The organism is Ancylobacter sp. TW_SC_1 (assembly GCF_056836805.1).
In genome coordinates, this window is sequence record NZ_CM166365.1 from 1,669,995 (window position 1) to 1,685,378 (window position 15,384).

General features: G+C 65.9%; 14 protein-coding genes and 2 pseudogenes. 14 read left to right on the plus strand and 2 right to left on the minus strand.

The features are described 5' to 3' along the window. Window positions 1–732 precede the first annotated feature (732 nt). The 14 genes and pseudogenes from trbB to AC1PZ7_RS07690 all read left to right on the plus strand — a co-directional run bounded on the left by trbB (window position 733) and on the right by AC1PZ7_RS07690 (window position 13,326). On the plus strand, window positions 733–1,749 hold the full coding sequence (gene trbB / locus AC1PZ7_RS07625) for a P-type conjugative transfer ATPase TrbB (protein ID WP_482358880.1): 1,017 nt from the start codon (window positions 733–735) through the stop codon (window positions 1,747–1,749). Beyond that, window positions 1,746–2,078 carry a TrbC/VirB2 family type IV secretion system protein gene (locus tag AC1PZ7_RS07630; protein WP_018390147.1) on the plus strand — a complete coding sequence of 111 codons (333 nt, stop codon included), beginning with the start codon at window positions 1,746–1,748 and terminating at the stop codon, window positions 2,076–2,078. The genes trbB and AC1PZ7_RS07630 overlap by 4 nt, the downstream gene beginning before the upstream one ends. After that, a complete protein-coding gene (locus AC1PZ7_RS07635; RefSeq protein ID WP_482358881.1) occupies window positions 2,078–2,356 on the plus strand; it encodes a VirB3 family type IV secretion system protein in 279 nt (92 codons plus the stop codon). The genes AC1PZ7_RS07630 and AC1PZ7_RS07635 overlap by 1 nt, the downstream gene beginning before the upstream one ends. A gap of 13 nt (window positions 2,357–2,369) precedes the next feature. Continuing rightward, window positions 2,370–4,808: a conjugal transfer protein TrbE gene (trbE, locus tag AC1PZ7_RS07640; protein WP_482358882.1), complete on the plus strand. Its 2,439-nt coding sequence runs from the start codon at window positions 2,370–2,372 to the stop codon at window positions 4,806–4,808. Then, a complete protein-coding gene (gene trbJ, locus AC1PZ7_RS07645) occupies window positions 4,805–5,581 on the plus strand; it encodes a P-type conjugative transfer protein TrbJ (RefSeq protein ID WP_482358883.1) in 777 nt (258 codons plus the stop codon). Before trbE ends, trbJ begins: the two co-directional genes overlap by 4 nt. Before the next feature lie 14 nt (window positions 5,582–5,595). Then, a pseudogene (trbK-alt, locus tag AC1PZ7_RS07650) lies at window positions 5,596–5,871 on the plus strand (putative entry exclusion protein TrbK-alt); the annotation flags it as partial. Between the two features lie 88 nt (window positions 5,872–5,959). Further along, complete coding sequence (gene trbL / locus AC1PZ7_RS07655) at window positions 5,960–7,264, plus strand: P-type conjugative transfer protein TrbL (protein ID WP_482358884.1); 1,305 nt, start codon at window positions 5,960–5,962, stop codon at window positions 7,262–7,264. After that, window positions 7,264–7,947, plus strand: a complete 684-nt coding sequence (gene trbF / locus AC1PZ7_RS07660; RefSeq protein WP_482358885.1) for a conjugal transfer protein TrbF — start codon at window positions 7,264–7,266, stop codon at window positions 7,945–7,947. The genes trbL and trbF overlap by 1 nt, the downstream gene beginning before the upstream one ends. Continuing rightward, a complete protein-coding gene (trbG, locus tag AC1PZ7_RS07665; protein ID WP_482358886.1) occupies window positions 7,944–9,020 on the plus strand; it encodes a P-type conjugative transfer protein TrbG in 1,077 nt (358 codons plus the stop codon). Before trbF ends, trbG begins: the two co-directional genes overlap by 4 nt. After that, a complete protein-coding gene (locus tag AC1PZ7_RS07670; RefSeq protein WP_482358887.1) occupies window positions 9,017–10,261 on the plus strand; it encodes a TraB/TrbI/VirB10 family type IV secretion system protein in 1,245 nt (414 codons plus the stop codon). Before trbG ends, AC1PZ7_RS07670 begins: the two co-directional genes overlap by 4 nt. Further along, the gene (locus tag AC1PZ7_RS07675; protein WP_482358888.1) at window positions 10,258–10,500 is read left to right on the plus strand and encodes a DUF2274 domain-containing protein; all 243 of its coding nucleotides are present in this window, start codon (window positions 10,258–10,260) and stop codon (window positions 10,498–10,500) included. The genes AC1PZ7_RS07670 and AC1PZ7_RS07675 overlap by 4 nt, the downstream gene beginning before the upstream one ends. A 213-nt stretch (window positions 10,501–10,713) precedes the next feature. Next, window positions 10,714–10,932, plus strand: a complete 219-nt coding sequence (locus AC1PZ7_RS07680) for a hypothetical protein (RefSeq protein ID WP_482358889.1) — start codon at window positions 10,714–10,716, stop codon at window positions 10,930–10,932. Window positions 10,933–11,081: 149 nt separating this feature from the next. Beyond that, window positions 11,082–11,480: an HVO_A0114 family putative DNA-binding protein gene (locus AC1PZ7_RS07685; RefSeq protein ID WP_482359595.1), complete on the plus strand. Its 399-nt coding sequence runs from the start codon at window positions 11,082–11,084 to the stop codon at window positions 11,478–11,480. Next, a complete protein-coding gene (locus tag AC1PZ7_RS07690) occupies window positions 11,470–13,326 on the plus strand; it encodes a recombinase family protein (protein ID WP_482358890.1) in 1,857 nt (618 codons plus the stop codon). Before AC1PZ7_RS07685 ends, AC1PZ7_RS07690 begins: the two co-directional genes overlap by 11 nt. A gap of 101 nt (window positions 13,327–13,427) precedes the next feature. Here the strand turns inward: AC1PZ7_RS07690 and AC1PZ7_RS07695 are convergent. Both AC1PZ7_RS07695 and AC1PZ7_RS07700 read right to left on the minus strand, forming a co-directional pair. Next, window positions 13,428–14,872: pseudogene (locus AC1PZ7_RS07695) on the minus strand (IS1182 family transposase). A 64-nt stretch (window positions 14,873–14,936) separates the two neighbouring features. Beyond that, complete coding sequence (locus AC1PZ7_RS07700; protein WP_482358891.1) at window positions 14,937–15,383, minus strand: CopG family transcriptional regulator; 447 nt, start codon at window positions 15,381–15,383, stop codon at window positions 14,937–14,939. Window position 15,384: the final 1 nt, after the last annotated feature.

Genomic DNA, 15,384 nt, shown 5'->3' on the forward strand with positions numbered 1-15,384 from the left:
ACGTGTTCGGGCCGAAACGGTCCTGCGTGAGGTACTTGAATCTTGTGGGCCTGTGGTGGAGGCATATCCGTCTTGGCATCCACTGGTAGCTCAGCATGACGGCCATGATCCTGCGAGGTTTCCGGGAGAGAACTGTGGCTATCGTGGCTTAGATCACACGATATACTTCGCGCACGGCTTCATTACCTGCCCATACCATAATGGCAGTGCCGTTATCGAATCCGCTCAGAAAATCCGGACAGCCCATTGTGCAAGCATTGAGGCTGAGGAGTTGGATGCTCCTCTCTACAATCAAGGGACGAAGCCCATACTAGTCCGTTGCGAGTGGTCCCAGCCTCTTGATGCGGATCTCCTTATTCCGAAAGCCTTGGCAGTACCATTGATGCTGGAGCAAGAAGTCCCGGTGTGGACATGGTCTCAGCGAGCAGAGACTTGGGACACCATGCGCCCATATTTGTTAGGCGATCCTCACGGCAACAGGTCTTCGCTATTTGTCGGGCAAGACACGGCGCTCGCTATCAAGAAAATATATCTCGCTCTAATAGAGAGTGGAATGTTCGGGCCGATAAAGTCGAGGTGACACCGGTAATATTCCGACCCTCCTATTTACCGCCGTTTGCCGCCGATCCCCGCACGGCGTCAGATACGTGTTGAATCAGCCAAACTTCCGGCTCTTTTAATCATCCCCGTCGGGGAAGCGTCTGTGTCGTCCCCGGCGAGATCGGGGATGGAATGGCGGGATCGCAGCAGAATTCGGAGAGTTTGACGCGAGGCGCGCGGATGCTGCGCACCGCGCTCGGCCCCGCTATCGCGCGCTTTCTGGAAGACCCCGCCGTCGTCGAGGTGATGCTCAACCCGGACGGGCGGTTGTGGATCGACCGGCTGTCGGAAGGACTGTCCGATACCGGCGAGCGGCTCGCTCCGGCCGATGGCGAACGCATCGTGCGCCTGGTGGCGCATCACGTCGGGGCCGAGGTCCATGCCGGTGCGCCGCGTGTCTCGGCCGAACTGCCCGAGACCGGTGAGCGGTTCGAGGGACTGTTGCCGCCCGTCGTTGCCGCTCCGGCCTTCGCCATCCGCAAGCCCGCCGTCGCCGTCTTCACCCTCGCAGATTATGTCGCGGCCGGGATCATGACGCCGGGCCAGGCAGAGGCGCTGCGCTCGGCCGTCACGGCGCGCGCCAACATCCTGGTCGCCGGCGGCACCTCGACCGGCAAAACCACGCTAACCAATGCGCTCCTGGCCGAGGTGGCGAACACCACCGATCGCGTCGTCATCATCGAGGATACGCGCGAGCTGCAATGCGCCGCGCCCAACCTCGTCGCGATGCGCACCAAGGATGGCGTCGCCTCGCTGTCCGATCTTGTCCGCTCATCGCTGCGCCTACGGCCCGACCGCATCCCGATCGGTGAGGTGCGCGGCCCAGAGGCGCTCGATCTCCTGAAGGCCTGGGGCACCGGCCATCCCGGTGGCATCGGCACCATTCATGCCGGCAGCGCCATCGGCGCGATCCGCCGCCTCGAACAGCTCATCCAGGAAGCCGTCGTCACCGTGCCGCGCGCCCTGATCGCCGAGACCATCGATCTCGTCGCCGTGCTCGCCGGGCGCGGCGCGCAGCGCCGCCTCGTCGAACTCGCTCGCGTCGAGGGTCTCGGCCCCGACGGCGATTACCGCGTCGTGCCTGCCGTCACCGACGGCGGCGACATCCAGCCCGTCCTCAACCTTGAACCCACAGGAGATATCCGATGATCCGCACGCTTTCACGCGGCTGCCGCCACATGGCGATGGCCGCTGCCACCGTTTCCCTCAGCCTCATGCTGGCGCCCGCCGCCTATGCCTCCGGTTCGTCGATGCCGTGGGAAGCGCCGCTGCAATCCATCCTCCAGTCGATCGAAGGTCCGGTCGCCAAGATCATCGCGGTGATCGTCATCATCTCGACCGGTCTGGCGCTGGCCTTCGGCGACACGTCGGGCGGCTTTCGCCGACTGATCCAGATCGTCTTTGGCCTGTCGATCGCCTTCGCGGCCAGTTCGTTCTTCCTGTCGTTCTTCTCCTTCGGCGGCGGGGCGTTGGTCTGATGGCGAGCGTCGCCGAGCAGGCCGAAGTGCCGGGCTACACGGTGCCGGTCCACCGGGCGCTGACCGAGCATATCCTGCTCGGCGGCGCGCCGCGTGGCCTCGCCATCCTCAACGGCACGCTGGCGGCCGCACTCGGCCTGGGCCTGCGCCTCTGGCTGGTCGGCCTCGTCATCTGGGCGATCGGCCATCTCGCCGCCGTCTGGGCGGCGAAGCGCGATCCGATGTTCGTCGATGTGGTGCGCCGCCATCTGCGCATCCCCGGCCATCTCGGCGTTTGAGGAGACTGGTCCCATGATGAACCTCGCAGAGTATCGCCGCACCGCCACCCGTCTCGCCGACTTCCTGCCCTGGGTGGCGCTGGTTGGCTCCGGTGTCGTCCTCAACAAGGACGGCAGCTTCCAGCGCACGGCGAGCTTCCGTGGTCCCGACCTCGACAGTGCCGTGCCCGCCGAACTGGTCGCGGTCGCTGGGCGGCTCAACAATGCCTTCCGCCGCCTGGGATCGGGGTGGGCGATCTTCGTCGAGGCCCAGCGCCATGAGGCTGCGTCCTATCCCGCCAGCCGTTTTCCCGACACCGCTTCGGCGCTGGTCGATGCCGAGCGCAAGGCGGACTTCGAGGAGGCCGGCTCGCACTACGAATCCAGCTACTTTCTGACCTTCACCTACCTGCCGCCGGCCGAGGACGCGGCACGGGCCGAGGCCTGGCTTTACGAGGGCCGCGAGCGGTCGGGCGTCGATGGCCGCGAGATGCTCACCGTCTTCGTCGATCGCACCGACCGCGTGCTGCAACTGGTGGACGGCTTCATGCCGGAGTGCGTCTGGCTCGATGATGCCCAGACGCTGACCTATCTGCACTCGACCGTCTCCACCAATCGGCACCGCGTTCGTGTGCCCGAGACGCCGATGTATCTCGATGCGCTCGTCGCCGACCAGCCGCTCACCGGCGGGCTGGAGCCGCGCTTGGGTTCGACGCATCTGCGCGTGCTGACTGTCGTCGGTTTCCCGACCGCGACCACGCCGGGTCTGCTCGACGAGTTGAATCGCTTGGCGTTCCCGTATCGCTGGTCCACCCGCGCCATCCTGCTCGACAAGACCGACGCCACCAGGCTGCTGACCAAGATCCGGCGGCAATGGTTCGCCAAGCGCAAGTCGATCGCCGCCATCCTCAAGGAGGTGATGACCAATGAGGCCTCCGCCCTGGTCGACACCGACGCCGCTAACAAGGCGGCCGACGCCGACATGGCCCTGCAGGAACTCGGCGCGGACTATGCCGGTATCGCCTATGTCACCGCGACCGTTACCGTCTGGGACGATGATCCGCGTCTCGCCGACGAGAAGCTGCGACTGACGGAAAAAATCGTCCAGGGCCGCGACTTCACGGCGATGGCCGAGACGATCAACGCAGCCGACGCCTGGCTCGGCAGTTTGCCGGGCCACGTCTACGCCAACGTCCGGCAACCGCCCATCAGCACCTTGAACCTCGCCCACATGATCCCGCTTTCGGCGGTGTGGGCTGGTCCGGAACGGGACGAGCATTTTGCAGCGCCCCCACTGCTCTTCGGCAAGACCGAAGGCTCGACCCCGTTCCGGTTATCCCTTCATGTCGGCGATGTCGGCCATACGCTCATCGTCGGCCCGACCGGCGCCGGCAAGTCCGTGCTGCTGGCGCTGATGGCGCTTCAGTTCAGGCGCTACCCGAAAGCGCAGGTCTTCGCCTTCGACTTCGGCGGCAGTATTCGCGCCGCCGCGCTCGCCATGGGCGGCGACTGGCACGACCTTGGCGGCGGACTGTCGGACGGCAGCGACGAGAGCGTGTCGCTCCAGCCGCTCGCGCGCATTCATGATGTCCCCGAACGGGCCTGGGCAGCCGACTGGATCGTGGCGATCCTGACGCGCGAAGGCGTCGCCATCACCCCCGAGGTCAAGGAATACATCTGGACCGCGTTGACTTCGTTGGCGTCCGCACCCGTGGCCGAGCGCACGATCACCGGCCTCACGGTTCTGCTCCAGTCGAACGACCTGAAGCAGGCGTTGCGACCCTATTGCGTCGGCGGCGCCCATGGCCGTCTCCTCGATGCCGAGGCCGAATATCTCGGCTCCGCAACCGTTCAGGCCTTCGAGACCGAAGGACTCATCGGCACCGAGGCCGCGCCCGCCGTGCTGGCCTATCTGTTTCACCGCATCGGCGACCGGCTCGACGGATCGCCGACGCTTATCATCATCGACGAAGGCTGGCTCGCCCTCGACGACGAGGGATTTTCCGGCCAGCTCCGCGAGTGGCTGAAGACGCTGCGCAAGAAGAACGCCAGCGTCATCTTCGCCACGCAGTCGCTGTCCGACATCGATGGCAGCGCCATTGCGCCCGCGATCATCGAAAGCTGCCAGACCCGGCTCCTGCTCCCGAACGAACGCGCGATCGAGCCGCAGATTACCGCCATCTATCGGCGGTTCGGCCTCAACGACCGCCAGATCGAGATCCTCGCGCGGGCCACGCCGAAGCGCGACTATTACTGCCAGTCGCGGCGCGGCAACCGGCTGTTCGAGCTGGGCCTGTCCGACGTGGCATTGGCGCTCTGCGCCGTCTCGTCGAAAACCGACCAGACCGAGATCGCCCGCATCGTCGCCAAGCATGGCCGCGACGGCTTCCTCGCCGCCTGGCTTCGCCATCGCGGCGTCGCCTGGGCCGCCGACCTCATCCCCAACCTCACCAATATGGAGATCGCATCATGACGCTTCCTCGTGTCCGTGGCCGTTCCCGCGCGGCGTTTGTCGCCACATCCATCCTGTCCATGCCGCTGGCGCTGTCACCGATCGTCACCACGCCGGCCGCCGCGCAGTGGATCGTCTACGATCCGACCAACTACGCGCAGAACGTCCTCACGGCGGCGCGCACGCTCCAACAGGTCAATCAGCAGATCACCCAGCTTCAGAACGAAGCGACGATGCTGATCAATCAGGCCCGCAATCTGGCAAGCCTGCCGTACTCGTCCCTCAGCCAGCTTCAGCAGTCGATCGCCAAGACGCAGGCGCTTCTCACGCAAGCGCAGAACATCGCCTACGACGTCCAGAATATCGATCGGGCCTTCCAGACGACCTACGGCACGGCCTCGACCTCGGCGAGCAGCGCCACCCTGATCGCCGACGCCAAGACGCGCTGGCAGAACTCCGTCGCCGGTTTGCAGGACGCCATGCGCGTGCAGGCCACCGTCGTCGGCAATATCGACACCAACAGCACCCAGATGTCGGCGCTGGTCGGATCGAGCCAGTCCGCGACCGGCGCGCTTCAGGCGACGCAGGCCGGCAACCAGCTTCTCGCGCTTCAGGCCCAGCAGCTCGCCGATCTGACCGCTGTCGTCGCCGCCAACGGCCGGGCACAAGCGCTGACCGAGGCCGAACGCGCGGCGGCGGCCGAACAGGGCCGCGAGCAGCGCCGCCGTTTCCTGACGCCGGGCACGGGCTACCAGCCCGGCAACGCGCAGATGTTCAACAACGGCAGCAACTGACCGGGGGACACGCCATGGAAGGCAAGACGTTCGCCCGCATCGCTGCCGCCATCTTCGCTGGCGTTGCCATCACCGCGACCGCGATCGAGATGACCCGCGAGGACGACACGCCGGCCAATCCGGCTGCGGCCGTGGTTGCGTCGGCCGCGACCGATCCGTTGCGCGAGGGGCAGCGCCGGTGCCAGCGTCTCGGTGAGGCCGGCGCGCGTGACGCCGAATGTCTGCGCGTCTGGGCCGAGAGCCGCGACCGCTTCCTTGGTCTCGACAGGTCGCCGCGACCCACGACCCCGCAATCCGCGCCGGCTGTCACCACGACCGACGATCCCGTCATGAAGCAGACCGCGCCGGCCGAGCCGAATACGACCGAGGAACGATAGTATGGGCGGCACCGGCGTCATCGACCAGTTCCTGGCCGTCTTCACCCGCTACATCGACAGTGGCTTCGGCCTGCTGTCGGGCGAGGTCGCCTTCATCGCCACGACGCTGATCGTCATCGACGTGACGCTGGCGGCGCTGTTCTGGTCGATGGGCGGCGACGACGACATCATCGGACGGCTCATCAAGAAGACGCTGTTCGTCGGGGTGTTCGCCTACATCATCGGCAACTGGAATAACCTTGCCCGCATCGTCTTCGAGAGCTTTGCCGGCCTTGGCCTGAAGGCGAGCGGCACCGGGTTCACGACCGCCGATCTCCTGCGGCCCGGCAAGGTGGCGCAGGTCGGTCTCGACGCGGGGCGGCCGCTGCTCGAATCGATCTCCGGCCTGATGGGTTGGATCTCGTTCTTCGAGAATTTCATCCAGATCGCCTGCCTGCTGTTCGCCTGGGCGCTGGTGCTGCTGGCCTTCTTCATCCTCGCCATCCAGCTCTTCGTCACCTTGATCGAGTTCAAGCTGACGACGCTGGCAGGCTTCGTGCTGATCCCCTTCGGCCTGTTCGGCAAGTCCGCCTTCATGGCCGAACGGGTGCTGGGCAACGTCATTTCGAGCGGCATCAAGGTGCTGGTGCTCGCCGTCATCATCGGCATCGGCTCCACGCTGTTCAGCCAGTTCACCGCAGGGTTCGGCGGGACAGCGCCGACGATCGACGACGCCATGGCGATCGTACTCGCCGCGCTTTCGCTGCTGGGCCTCGGCATCTTCGGCCCCGGAATTGCCAACGGCCTCGTCTCCGGCGGTCCCCAGCTTGGCGCGGGTGCGGCGATCGGCACCGGCCTTGCCGCTGGCGGTATGGTCGCCGCCGGAGGGGCTGCGATCGGCGCCGTCGCGTCCGGTGGGGCTGCTCTCGCGGGAGGCGCAGCCGCTGCGGCCCGAGGCGGGGCCACGCTCGCGGGCGGCGCCACCGCCGCCTATCGCGCAGGTGGTGCATCGGGCGTCGCCAGCAGCGGCGCATCCAAGGCGGGAGCCGCCATCGCCAACCCGTTCAAGCGCGCCGCCGCGTCGATGAAGGACAGCTTCCAGGCGGGCGAACGGTCCGTCGCTGGCGAGACTGCATCCGCCGAGGGCGCTGACGCGCCGTCTGATTCTTCGCCGTCCGCTGCCAGCAACGGCCTGCCTGCCTGGGCCAAGCGCATGAAGCGCGGCCAGCAAGCCTCGCACGGCATTCAGGCCGCCGCCCATGCCGTCAAATCCGGCGACAGCCATGGCGGCGGCTCTTCCGTCAACCTCTCCGAAAGCGACCGCTGATGTTCAAGCGACCCGCCACCCATTACGGCAAGACGCCGCAACCCGAGACACCGTATCAACGCGCCGCCCAGGTCTGGGACGACCGTATTGGCTCCGCCCGCGTACAAGCCAGGAATTGGCGGCTGATGGCCTTCGGATCGCTGATCCTGTCGGCCGGACTGTCCAGCGCGCTGGTCTGGCAATCCGCCAACGGCTCGATCGTGCCGTGGGTGGTGCAGGTCGACAAGCTTGGGGCAGCACAGGCCGTCGCGCCGGCGCAAGCCGACTATCGTCCGACCGATCCGCAGATCGCCTGGCACCTCGCGCGCTTCATCGAGCAGGTCCGCTCGATCCCGGCCGACGCCATCATCGTGCGGCAGAACTGGCTACGCGCCTACGAGTTCACCACCGATCGCGGGGCGATGGCGCTGAACGACTATGCCCGCGTCAACGACCCCTTCACCAAGGTCGGCAAGCAACAGATCGCCATCGAGGTGTCGAGTGTGATCCGCGCATCGCCCGACAGCTTCCGCGTCGCATGGGTGGAGCGCCGCTATCAGGACGGCTCGCTCGCCGAAACCGCGCGCTGGACCGCCATCCTCACCATCGCCGTCGCGCCACCCCGCGACGCCGAAAAGCTCCGGGCCAATCCGCTCGGAATCTACGTCAACGCCATCAACTGGTCGAAGGAGCTTGGACAATGATCCGGCCGTCTCATCTGACCGCCGGACATCCGGCGAACCGTATTCACGCCATGCCGCCCATGTGCGGAGCCGGAAAAGCGGCTTTCCGTAAAACCACGCTGGCGGCTTTGCTGCTGTCCGCCACGATGCTTGCCGGCTGCGCCACGACGCAGAAGCCGCCCGAGATCGCCTATGACGATGCCGCGCCTGCCGTGCAGATGGTCGATGCGCCAGCGCCCGTCACCGTCGTCGAGTTGCCGCGCCCCTTGCCGTTACCCGGCCAAATGAAGCCGGTGGAGGAATCCCGGCGTGCGCCGGAGCCGACCGATCCAGCCGCGCGCGTCAATCAAGCCAACGCTGCCGCCCGCATCCAGCCCGTCCGCGACGGCTTCATCAACGCCATGCAGGTCTATCCCTACACCGGCGGCGCGCTCTATCAGGTCTATACCGCCGTCGGGCAGATTACCGACATCGCGCTTCAGCCCGGCGAAACCCTCGTCGGTTCTGGCCCGGTGGCCGCCGGCGACACCGTGCGCTGGATCATCGGCGACACGCTCAGCGGCTCCGGTGCGACCCAACAGGTCCATATCCTGGTGAAGCCGACCCGCGCCGATCTGATGACCAACCTCATCATCAACACCAACCTGCGCACTTACCATATGGAGCTGCGCTCGACCGAGCGGACCTATATGGCGTCGGTGTCCTGGCAGTATCCGCAGGACCAGCTCATCGCACTGCGCCGCCAGAACAGCCAGGCCGAAGCCGCGCAGCCCATCGCCAGCGGCGTCGATCTCGCCAACGTCAACTTCCGCTATGCGATCGAGGGCGACCGAGCGCCGTGGCGGCCGTTGCGCGCGTTCGACGATGGCCGGCAGGTGTTCATCGAGTTCCCGCGCGGCATCGCCCAAGGCGAGATGCCGCCGCTGTTCGTCGTCGGTCCCGAGGGCAACACCTCCGAGCTGGTGAACTACCGGGTGCGCGGCCGGCATATGATCGTCGATCGGCTGTTCGCCGCCGCCGAACTGCGCTTCGGTACGGGTGACAACCAGAAGCGTGTCCGCATCACCCGTACCGACGGGAGGCCGGCATCGTGAGCGAGATCGATCCCGATAAGAGCGCCAAGCCAGGACCGACGCCGGACACGTCTGACGATGACGCCAAGCCACTGACCGGCGAGCCGGCTGCCCCGATGCGGCTTCGTGCCGAGCCACCCCGCGTCACTCGCTTGTCGCGGAAAGTTCTGGCCAGTCTCGGCCTGGTCGCCAGCGTCGGTATCGGCGGCGCGCTGATCTATGCGCTCCAGACCCGTGATGGCGGCGGCGGAAACACTGAACTCTATTCGACCGAAAACCGCGCGACTGCCGACGGTCTCAATACTTTGCCGCGCGACTATACCGGCCCGGTCCTGGGACCAGCTTTGCCGGGCGATCTCGGGCGGCCGATTCTCGATGCCCAGAACAGGGGCCAGCCGGTCCCCGCGCCGGGCATCGCCACACCCACGCCGGGTCTCAGCGCCGAAGAGCAGCGCCGGCTTCAGGAAATCGAAGCGGCGCGGACCGGCCGACTGTTCGCCTCGACCGAGACGCGCAGCGTCGCGTCACCGGCGACCACGACCGCCAATGCCACAGCGCCCCTGCCGGACCTGACCAGCCTCGGTCTCGCGCCGCAGCCGGCGACACCTTCGGCTCAGGACCGCCAGCTCGCTTTCCTCAACCAGGCGGCCGACAGGCGCACCGTCGCGCCGGATCGCGTCGCCGCGCCGGCGTCGCCGAACATCCTTCAGGCCGGCGCTGTCATTCCGGCCGCGCTCATCACCGGCATCCGCTCCGATCTGCCCGGCCAGATCACCGCCCAGGTCACGGAGAATATTTACGACAGCCCTACGGGCCGCATCCTGCTGGTGCCGCAGGGCACGCGGTTGATCGGCCAATATGACAATGGCGTCGGCTTCGGGCAGCGCCGCGTCCTGCTGGTCTGGAACCGGCTCATCATGCCCGACGGCCGCTCGATCGTTCTGGAGCGCCAGCCGGGCACAGACGCAGAAGGCTATGCGGGGCTTGAGGATGGCGTCGATTATCATTGGGGCGAACTGTTCAAGGCCGCAGCGCTTTCGACGTTGCTGAGCATCGGCGCCAACACCGGATCGTCCAGCGACGAGAGCGATCTGCTCGGCGCCATCCGCGACGGCGCCTCCGACAGCATCGGTCAGACCGGACGGCAGATCGTCCAGCGCCAGCTCAACATCGCCCCGACGCTGACCATCAGGCCGGGTTTCCCCGTCCGGGTTGTCGTTACGAGAGATCTCGTGCTCGAAGCCTACGGAGCCACGCCATGACCAAGCTGAAGCTCGGCCCGATCACTGAGACCAAGCCGGTGAAGATAACGGTGGACCTACCCGCCGACCTGCACCGCGATCTCACCGCCTATGCCGAAGTCCTCGGCCGCGAAAACAACCATCCGCCGACCGATCCCGTCCGCCTGATCGTGCCGATGCTGGAGCGGTTCATCGCCACCGATCGAGGATTTGCGAAGGCGCGGCGGGCTATGCCGTCCGGCACGGGTGGGCAATCATGACGCCGACGCTCGCCCGTTTTCGCGTGACCGATCGCGCAACCCGATCGAGGTTTCGGACCGTACCGTCTTCACATGAAATTAAATCCGCCGATGCTGGGAGAATTGCGCGGCGTCAGGGCGAGGGAGCGAGTGTCTTTACGGTTGGTCATCTCCCGGAACGCGATCCCCATGTCCCGGCGCGGCGCTGATCGCTCGCAACGCCGGCTCCGTATCGTGTCCGGCGCTTTGCCCGACGACCTCTACGACTATATCCCGCAGGACGACATCGAGACGCCGGCCCCGCGCATCGGCCGACCGCCGAAGCATGACGTCGAGTCCTGGACCGTGACCGACGACTGGCCCGAGCGCGTGCCGGTGACGGAGGCCGAGATCGACCTGTTCGAGGCATGGTTCGGCGACATCTTCGATGAGATATTCGGACCGTCCGCATGACGATTTCAGGAATTGCCGAGGCGGGAACAGCATCTCTTTTTCCTTGATAAAGTTATGTAAGTGTGATAATTATAATGGCGAGTTTCTGTTTCGCCGTTTGACACCTTCGTCGGTCGGCGAGTGCCCCAAGGGAGGCCACGCCCGTGACCATGCTGAAGGTCGGCATTGCCGATTCCGAGGAGATGAAGGCCCGCACGCTACGTATTGCGCGAGGTGAGGAGAAACCTTCGCCGGGAGATCCGACGGTCTGGTTCGTCTCGACAGAATCCTTCTCCAAGGTCTTGTCGGCTCCCAATCGCGAGATGCTGCGCATCATCGCACACGAGAAGCCGGATTCGCTCGACGCTCTGGCCGCACTGACCGGGCGTGCGAAGTCCAACCTTTCCCGTACCCTGAAAGCCATGATCGGCTACGGCCTGATCCGTATGGAGCGCGATGGCCGCAAGCTCGCGCCGAAACTCATCCACGATCGCGTCGTGCTGGAACTGGCGTTGACCGGCCCGCGCCGCCAGCCACCCCGCAGCAAGGAGACCCTTCATGAACGCTGAAACACCCGGCATCGCCACGCGCGCAGCCCTCTATCTCCGGGTCTCGACCGCGCGGCAGGCAGAGCATGACGTGTCCATCCCCGACCAGAAGCGTCAGGGCGAGGCCTACTGCCTGTCGCGCGGCTATCAGCTTGTCGATACCTACGTCGAGCCAGGCGCGACCGCCACCAACGACCGCCGACCCGAGTTCCAGCGCATGATCGAGGCGGGCACCACCAAGCCCGCACCCTTCGATATCGTCGTCGTCCACTCGTTCAGCCGCTTCTTCCGCGATCACTTCGAGCTGGAGTTCTACGTCCGCAAGCTGGCCAAGAACGGCGTGAAGCTCGTCTCCATCACCCAGGAAATGGGCGACGACCCGATGCACGTCATGATGCGCCAGATCATGGCGCTGTTCGACGAGTATCAGTCCAAGGAGAACGGCAAGCACGTCATGCGCGCCTTGAAGGAGAACGCCCGGCAGGGCTTCTGGAACGGCGCATTGCCGCCGATCGGCTACCGCATCGTCGCCGCAGAGCAGCGCGGGACCAAGACCAAGAAGAAGCTGGAGATCGATCCGCTCCACGCCGACACGGTGCGGCTGATCTACCGGCTGGCGCTGGAGGGGAACGGCACGTCCGGTCCGATGGGCGTCAAGGCGATCGTGTCCCACCTGAACGCGCGCCGCATCTTCACCCGCGACGGCGGGCGCTGGGGTATCGGCCAGCTTCACCGCATTCTGACGCGCCGCACCTATATCGGCGAGCACGAGTTCAACAAGCGCTCCAAGACCAAGGAGTTGAAGCCCATCAGCGAGATCGTCACGGTGCCCGTGCCGCCGTTGATCGACCTTGAGACCTTCGACGCCGTGCAGGCGCATCTGAAGGCCCGTAATCCCAAGGTCACGCCGCCGCGCGTGGTCAGCGGGCCGACCTTGCTCACGGGCATCTGCTTCTGCGCCAAGTGCGGCGGGGCCATGACCATCCGCACCGGCAAGGGCGGGCGCTATCGCTACTACACCTGCTCGATCAAGGCGCGGCAGGGCGAGACCGGCTGTTCGGGCCGCTCGATCCCGATGGAGAAGCTCGACACCATCGTCGCCAGCCATATCGAAGGCCGGCTCCTCCAGCCCGACCGGCTGGAGGAGGTGCTGGCTTCGGTCCTCGACCGTCGCCATGAGCGCGCAGAACGCCGGCAGGAGCATATCGGCGAGTTGAACCGCAGGGCGGCCGAGACCGACCTTCGCCTCAAGCGCCTCTACGACGCGATCGAATCAGGCGTCGCCGATATCTCCGATCCGGCGCTGAAAGACCGCATCGCCGGGTTGAAGGCGCTCCGCGATCAAGCACAGGTCGATGCCGAGCGGGCGCAGGCCATGCTCGAAAGCTCCGGCAATCAGGCGGTGACGCCCGCCACCGTGCGCCGGTTCGCCGACGTGGCGCGGCAGCGCATCAAGCTCGACGGGGGCGGTTATCGGCGGGATCACCTGCGCGCCTTCGCCCAGCGCGTCGAGGTCGCCGAGACCGAAGTTCGCATCATGGGATCGAAGGGAGAGCTGCTCCGCACGCTCACCGCCGTTTCCAGCGGGAAATCGGCGGGAATCGGCGTGCCCAGCTTGGGACTGAAGTGGCGGACCGCGTGGGATTCGAACACATACGCCGAAGAAATTTGCTGGCTGTCGGCCGCTCCACAAGCAATGTCGGCTTTCGGGAAGTCTCAAGTGTCAGGCCAACGTCCGAGATGGCGGCGCAAAGCGGACGTCGCTGAAAGGGCAGTCGAGGGTCCGCAACGGGTCTTGGCCGTGTCAAAACGCCTGATCGAACGCGGTTTTGTTCTTGCCGCCGTGGCGAGGGACGGCGTGGCGTGAAGTTGACGCCGACAACCCGCTGAAGTGCTCGATCCCGCAAGCCGATGCTCGTGGGGCTTCGTTCCCTGCTGGGAGGCCGGTGCAGGCTATGAAGGGGCCGGTCAGACGGCCCTGATGGCGGCGATCAGCGCTTGCCGGCGGAGGATGTTCATCACTCGGGTCAGATTGTAGGCGAGCACGTGCAGCGCCATCTCGGCGGCGACGTTGGGCAGCCGCTTCATCAGGAAGTGGGTCGCGCCCATCCTGGCTTTGATCGTGCCGAAGGGATGCTCGACCGTCTCGCGCCGCACCCGCATCAGTCCGGGATTGGCATCCAGCCTGTTCTGGACGTCCTCGTTCAGATGCTCATGCTCCCAGCGGGTGATCCGGCGTTCCTTGGCTGTCGTGCATTGCGCCTTGATCGTGAAGGCCAGGCAGGCGGCCGTCGACCAGTAGCGCCGCAAGTCCATACCCTTCTCGACAGTGCTGAAGTGGTAGGTCAGAACAGCGCCCGCCGGGCAGCGCTACGCATCCTGGTCAGGGAGATAGACGAAGTCCTGCTTGCCGAAGCGTCCCGCCGCCTTCGCGCCCGATGTCTGCGGCCTGGGCAGCGTCACGGTGAGACCGGCATCCACACATTCCTTGATCTGCTCGCCGTCGAAGTAGCCGCGATCTGCGATGACATGGAGTTCATCGGCGCCGAGCGTCCGCTGCGCCGCCTTGGCCATAGGCGCCAGCTGGGCGCGTTCGTTGCCTATGTTGGTGACCTCGTGGGTCACGATCAGATGATGCTCCGCCTCGACGATGACCTGCACATTGTATCCCACGACGCCGGAGCCCCGGCCGCTCGTCGCCATCGAGCGTGCGTCGGGATCGGTCAGAGAAACCTGCTGGTCGGGTGATTGCCTCATCAAACCATTGAGCGCGTCGAGATGGACCATCTCCTGCCGGAGCCTACCGATCTTCTCCTTCAAGCGCACCGTCTTAGTGGTGATGGCCTCGCTAGGTTCCTGCTGGTCGGCACTGTCGAACTGACTGAGATAGCGCGCGATGCTTTCCTCGATCTGCGCGAGGCGGTGGGCCATCTTGGCGTGGGTGAAGTTCCTGTCGCGATTGTTCACTGCCTTGAACTTGCTGCCGTCGACGACAACCGTGTGGCCCGCGAGAAGTCCCATCTGTCGGCAGAGGGAAGCGAAGCGGACGCAGACACCGCGGAGCGCCGGGCCATTCTTCTTCCGGAAGTCCGCGATCGTCTTGTGGTCAGGCACAAGCCGCCCGAGTAGCCACATCAGCTCGACGTTGCGGCCTGCTTCGCGCTCCAGGCGTCGGCTCGACTGCACCTGGTTGAGATAGCCGTAGATGTAGAGCTTCAGCAGCACGGCGGGATGGTAGGCAGGCCGCCCCGTGCTCGCCGGCATCGCGCCGCCGAAGCCGAGACCTAGCAGGTTCAGCGTATCGACGAAGGCCTCAATTACGTGAACCGGGTTGTTTTCGTCTACCCAGTCGTCGAGACACTCGGGCAGGAGGCAGAGCCGGATCGATCTGCACCTTCCACGAAACGGCCCATCCGGCCCCTCCCGTAATCCTACGCGGAGATTCTACCCGACTCACCTGTTTTCACATAGCCGGGGTCAACTCCGGCCGCCCCCGTCTTCCTCCGATCCCGCAACATCCTCCACGATCTCCTGCCGCAGCTGGGGCCCCTTAGCGAGGCGCCGGCCGAGCGCGCGGGTATAGGCCGCGTAGCGCTCGGAGAGCTTGACCCGTGCCGCCTGGGCCGCGGGCTCGGGCAGTGCGGGAGTCGTGGCAAGCCAGAAGCGGATGAAGGTGGCGAAGGCCTCTGTCGAGATGCCGAGGTCGCGCTCCAGCCGCGCGAGACGTCGGTCAAGCTGGCCTAGGCGCCGGGCAAGAGCGGCGTCCTGGCGTTCGGCGCTGTCGGGCGACAGGAAGGAGGCAATCGCGGCCTGGGCGATCAGGGACATGGACTGGTCGCGCTGGGCGGCGTAGTGCGCCAGCAGGTCCATGATGTCGGGCTCGAGATAGACGGAGATCTGCGCTTTCTTCGTGCGGCCTGCCATC

Coding starts and splice junctions, on each gene's coding strand:
- AC1PZ7_RS07685 (WP_482359595.1), top strand. CDS start 11,082: ATGCTGAAGGTCGGCATTGCCGATTCCGAGGAGATGAAGGCCCGCACG.
- trbB (WP_482358880.1), top strand. CDS start 733: ATGGCGGGATCGCAGCAGAATTCGGAGAGTTTGACGCGAGGCGCGCGG.
- AC1PZ7_RS07690 (WP_482358890.1), top strand. CDS start 11,470: ATGAACGCTGAAACACCCGGCATCGCCACGCGCGCAGCCCTCTATCTC.
- trbE (WP_482358882.1), top strand. CDS start 2,370: ATGATGAACCTCGCAGAGTATCGCCGCACCGCCACCCGTCTCGCCGAC.
- AC1PZ7_RS07635 (WP_482358881.1), top strand. CDS start 2,078: ATGGCGAGCGTCGCCGAGCAGGCCGAAGTGCCGGGCTACACGGTGCCG.
- trbJ (WP_482358883.1), top strand. CDS start 4,805: ATGACGCTTCCTCGTGTCCGTGGCCGTTCCCGCGCGGCGTTTGTCGCC.
- trbG (WP_482358886.1), top strand. CDS start 7,944: ATGATCCGGCCGTCTCATCTGACCGCCGGACATCCGGCGAACCGTATT.
- trbL (WP_482358884.1), top strand. CDS start 5,960: ATGGGCGGCACCGGCGTCATCGACCAGTTCCTGGCCGTCTTCACCCGC.
- AC1PZ7_RS07675 (WP_482358888.1), top strand. CDS start 10,258: ATGACCAAGCTGAAGCTCGGCCCGATCACTGAGACCAAGCCGGTGAAG.
- AC1PZ7_RS07700 (WP_482358891.1), bottom strand. CDS start 15,383: ATGGCAGGCCGCACGAAGAAAGCGCAGATCTCCGTCTATCTCGAGCCC.
- AC1PZ7_RS07630 (WP_018390147.1), top strand. CDS start 1,746: ATGATCCGCACGCTTTCACGCGGCTGCCGCCACATGGCGATGGCCGCT.
- trbF (WP_482358885.1), top strand. CDS start 7,264: ATGTTCAAGCGACCCGCCACCCATTACGGCAAGACGCCGCAACCCGAG.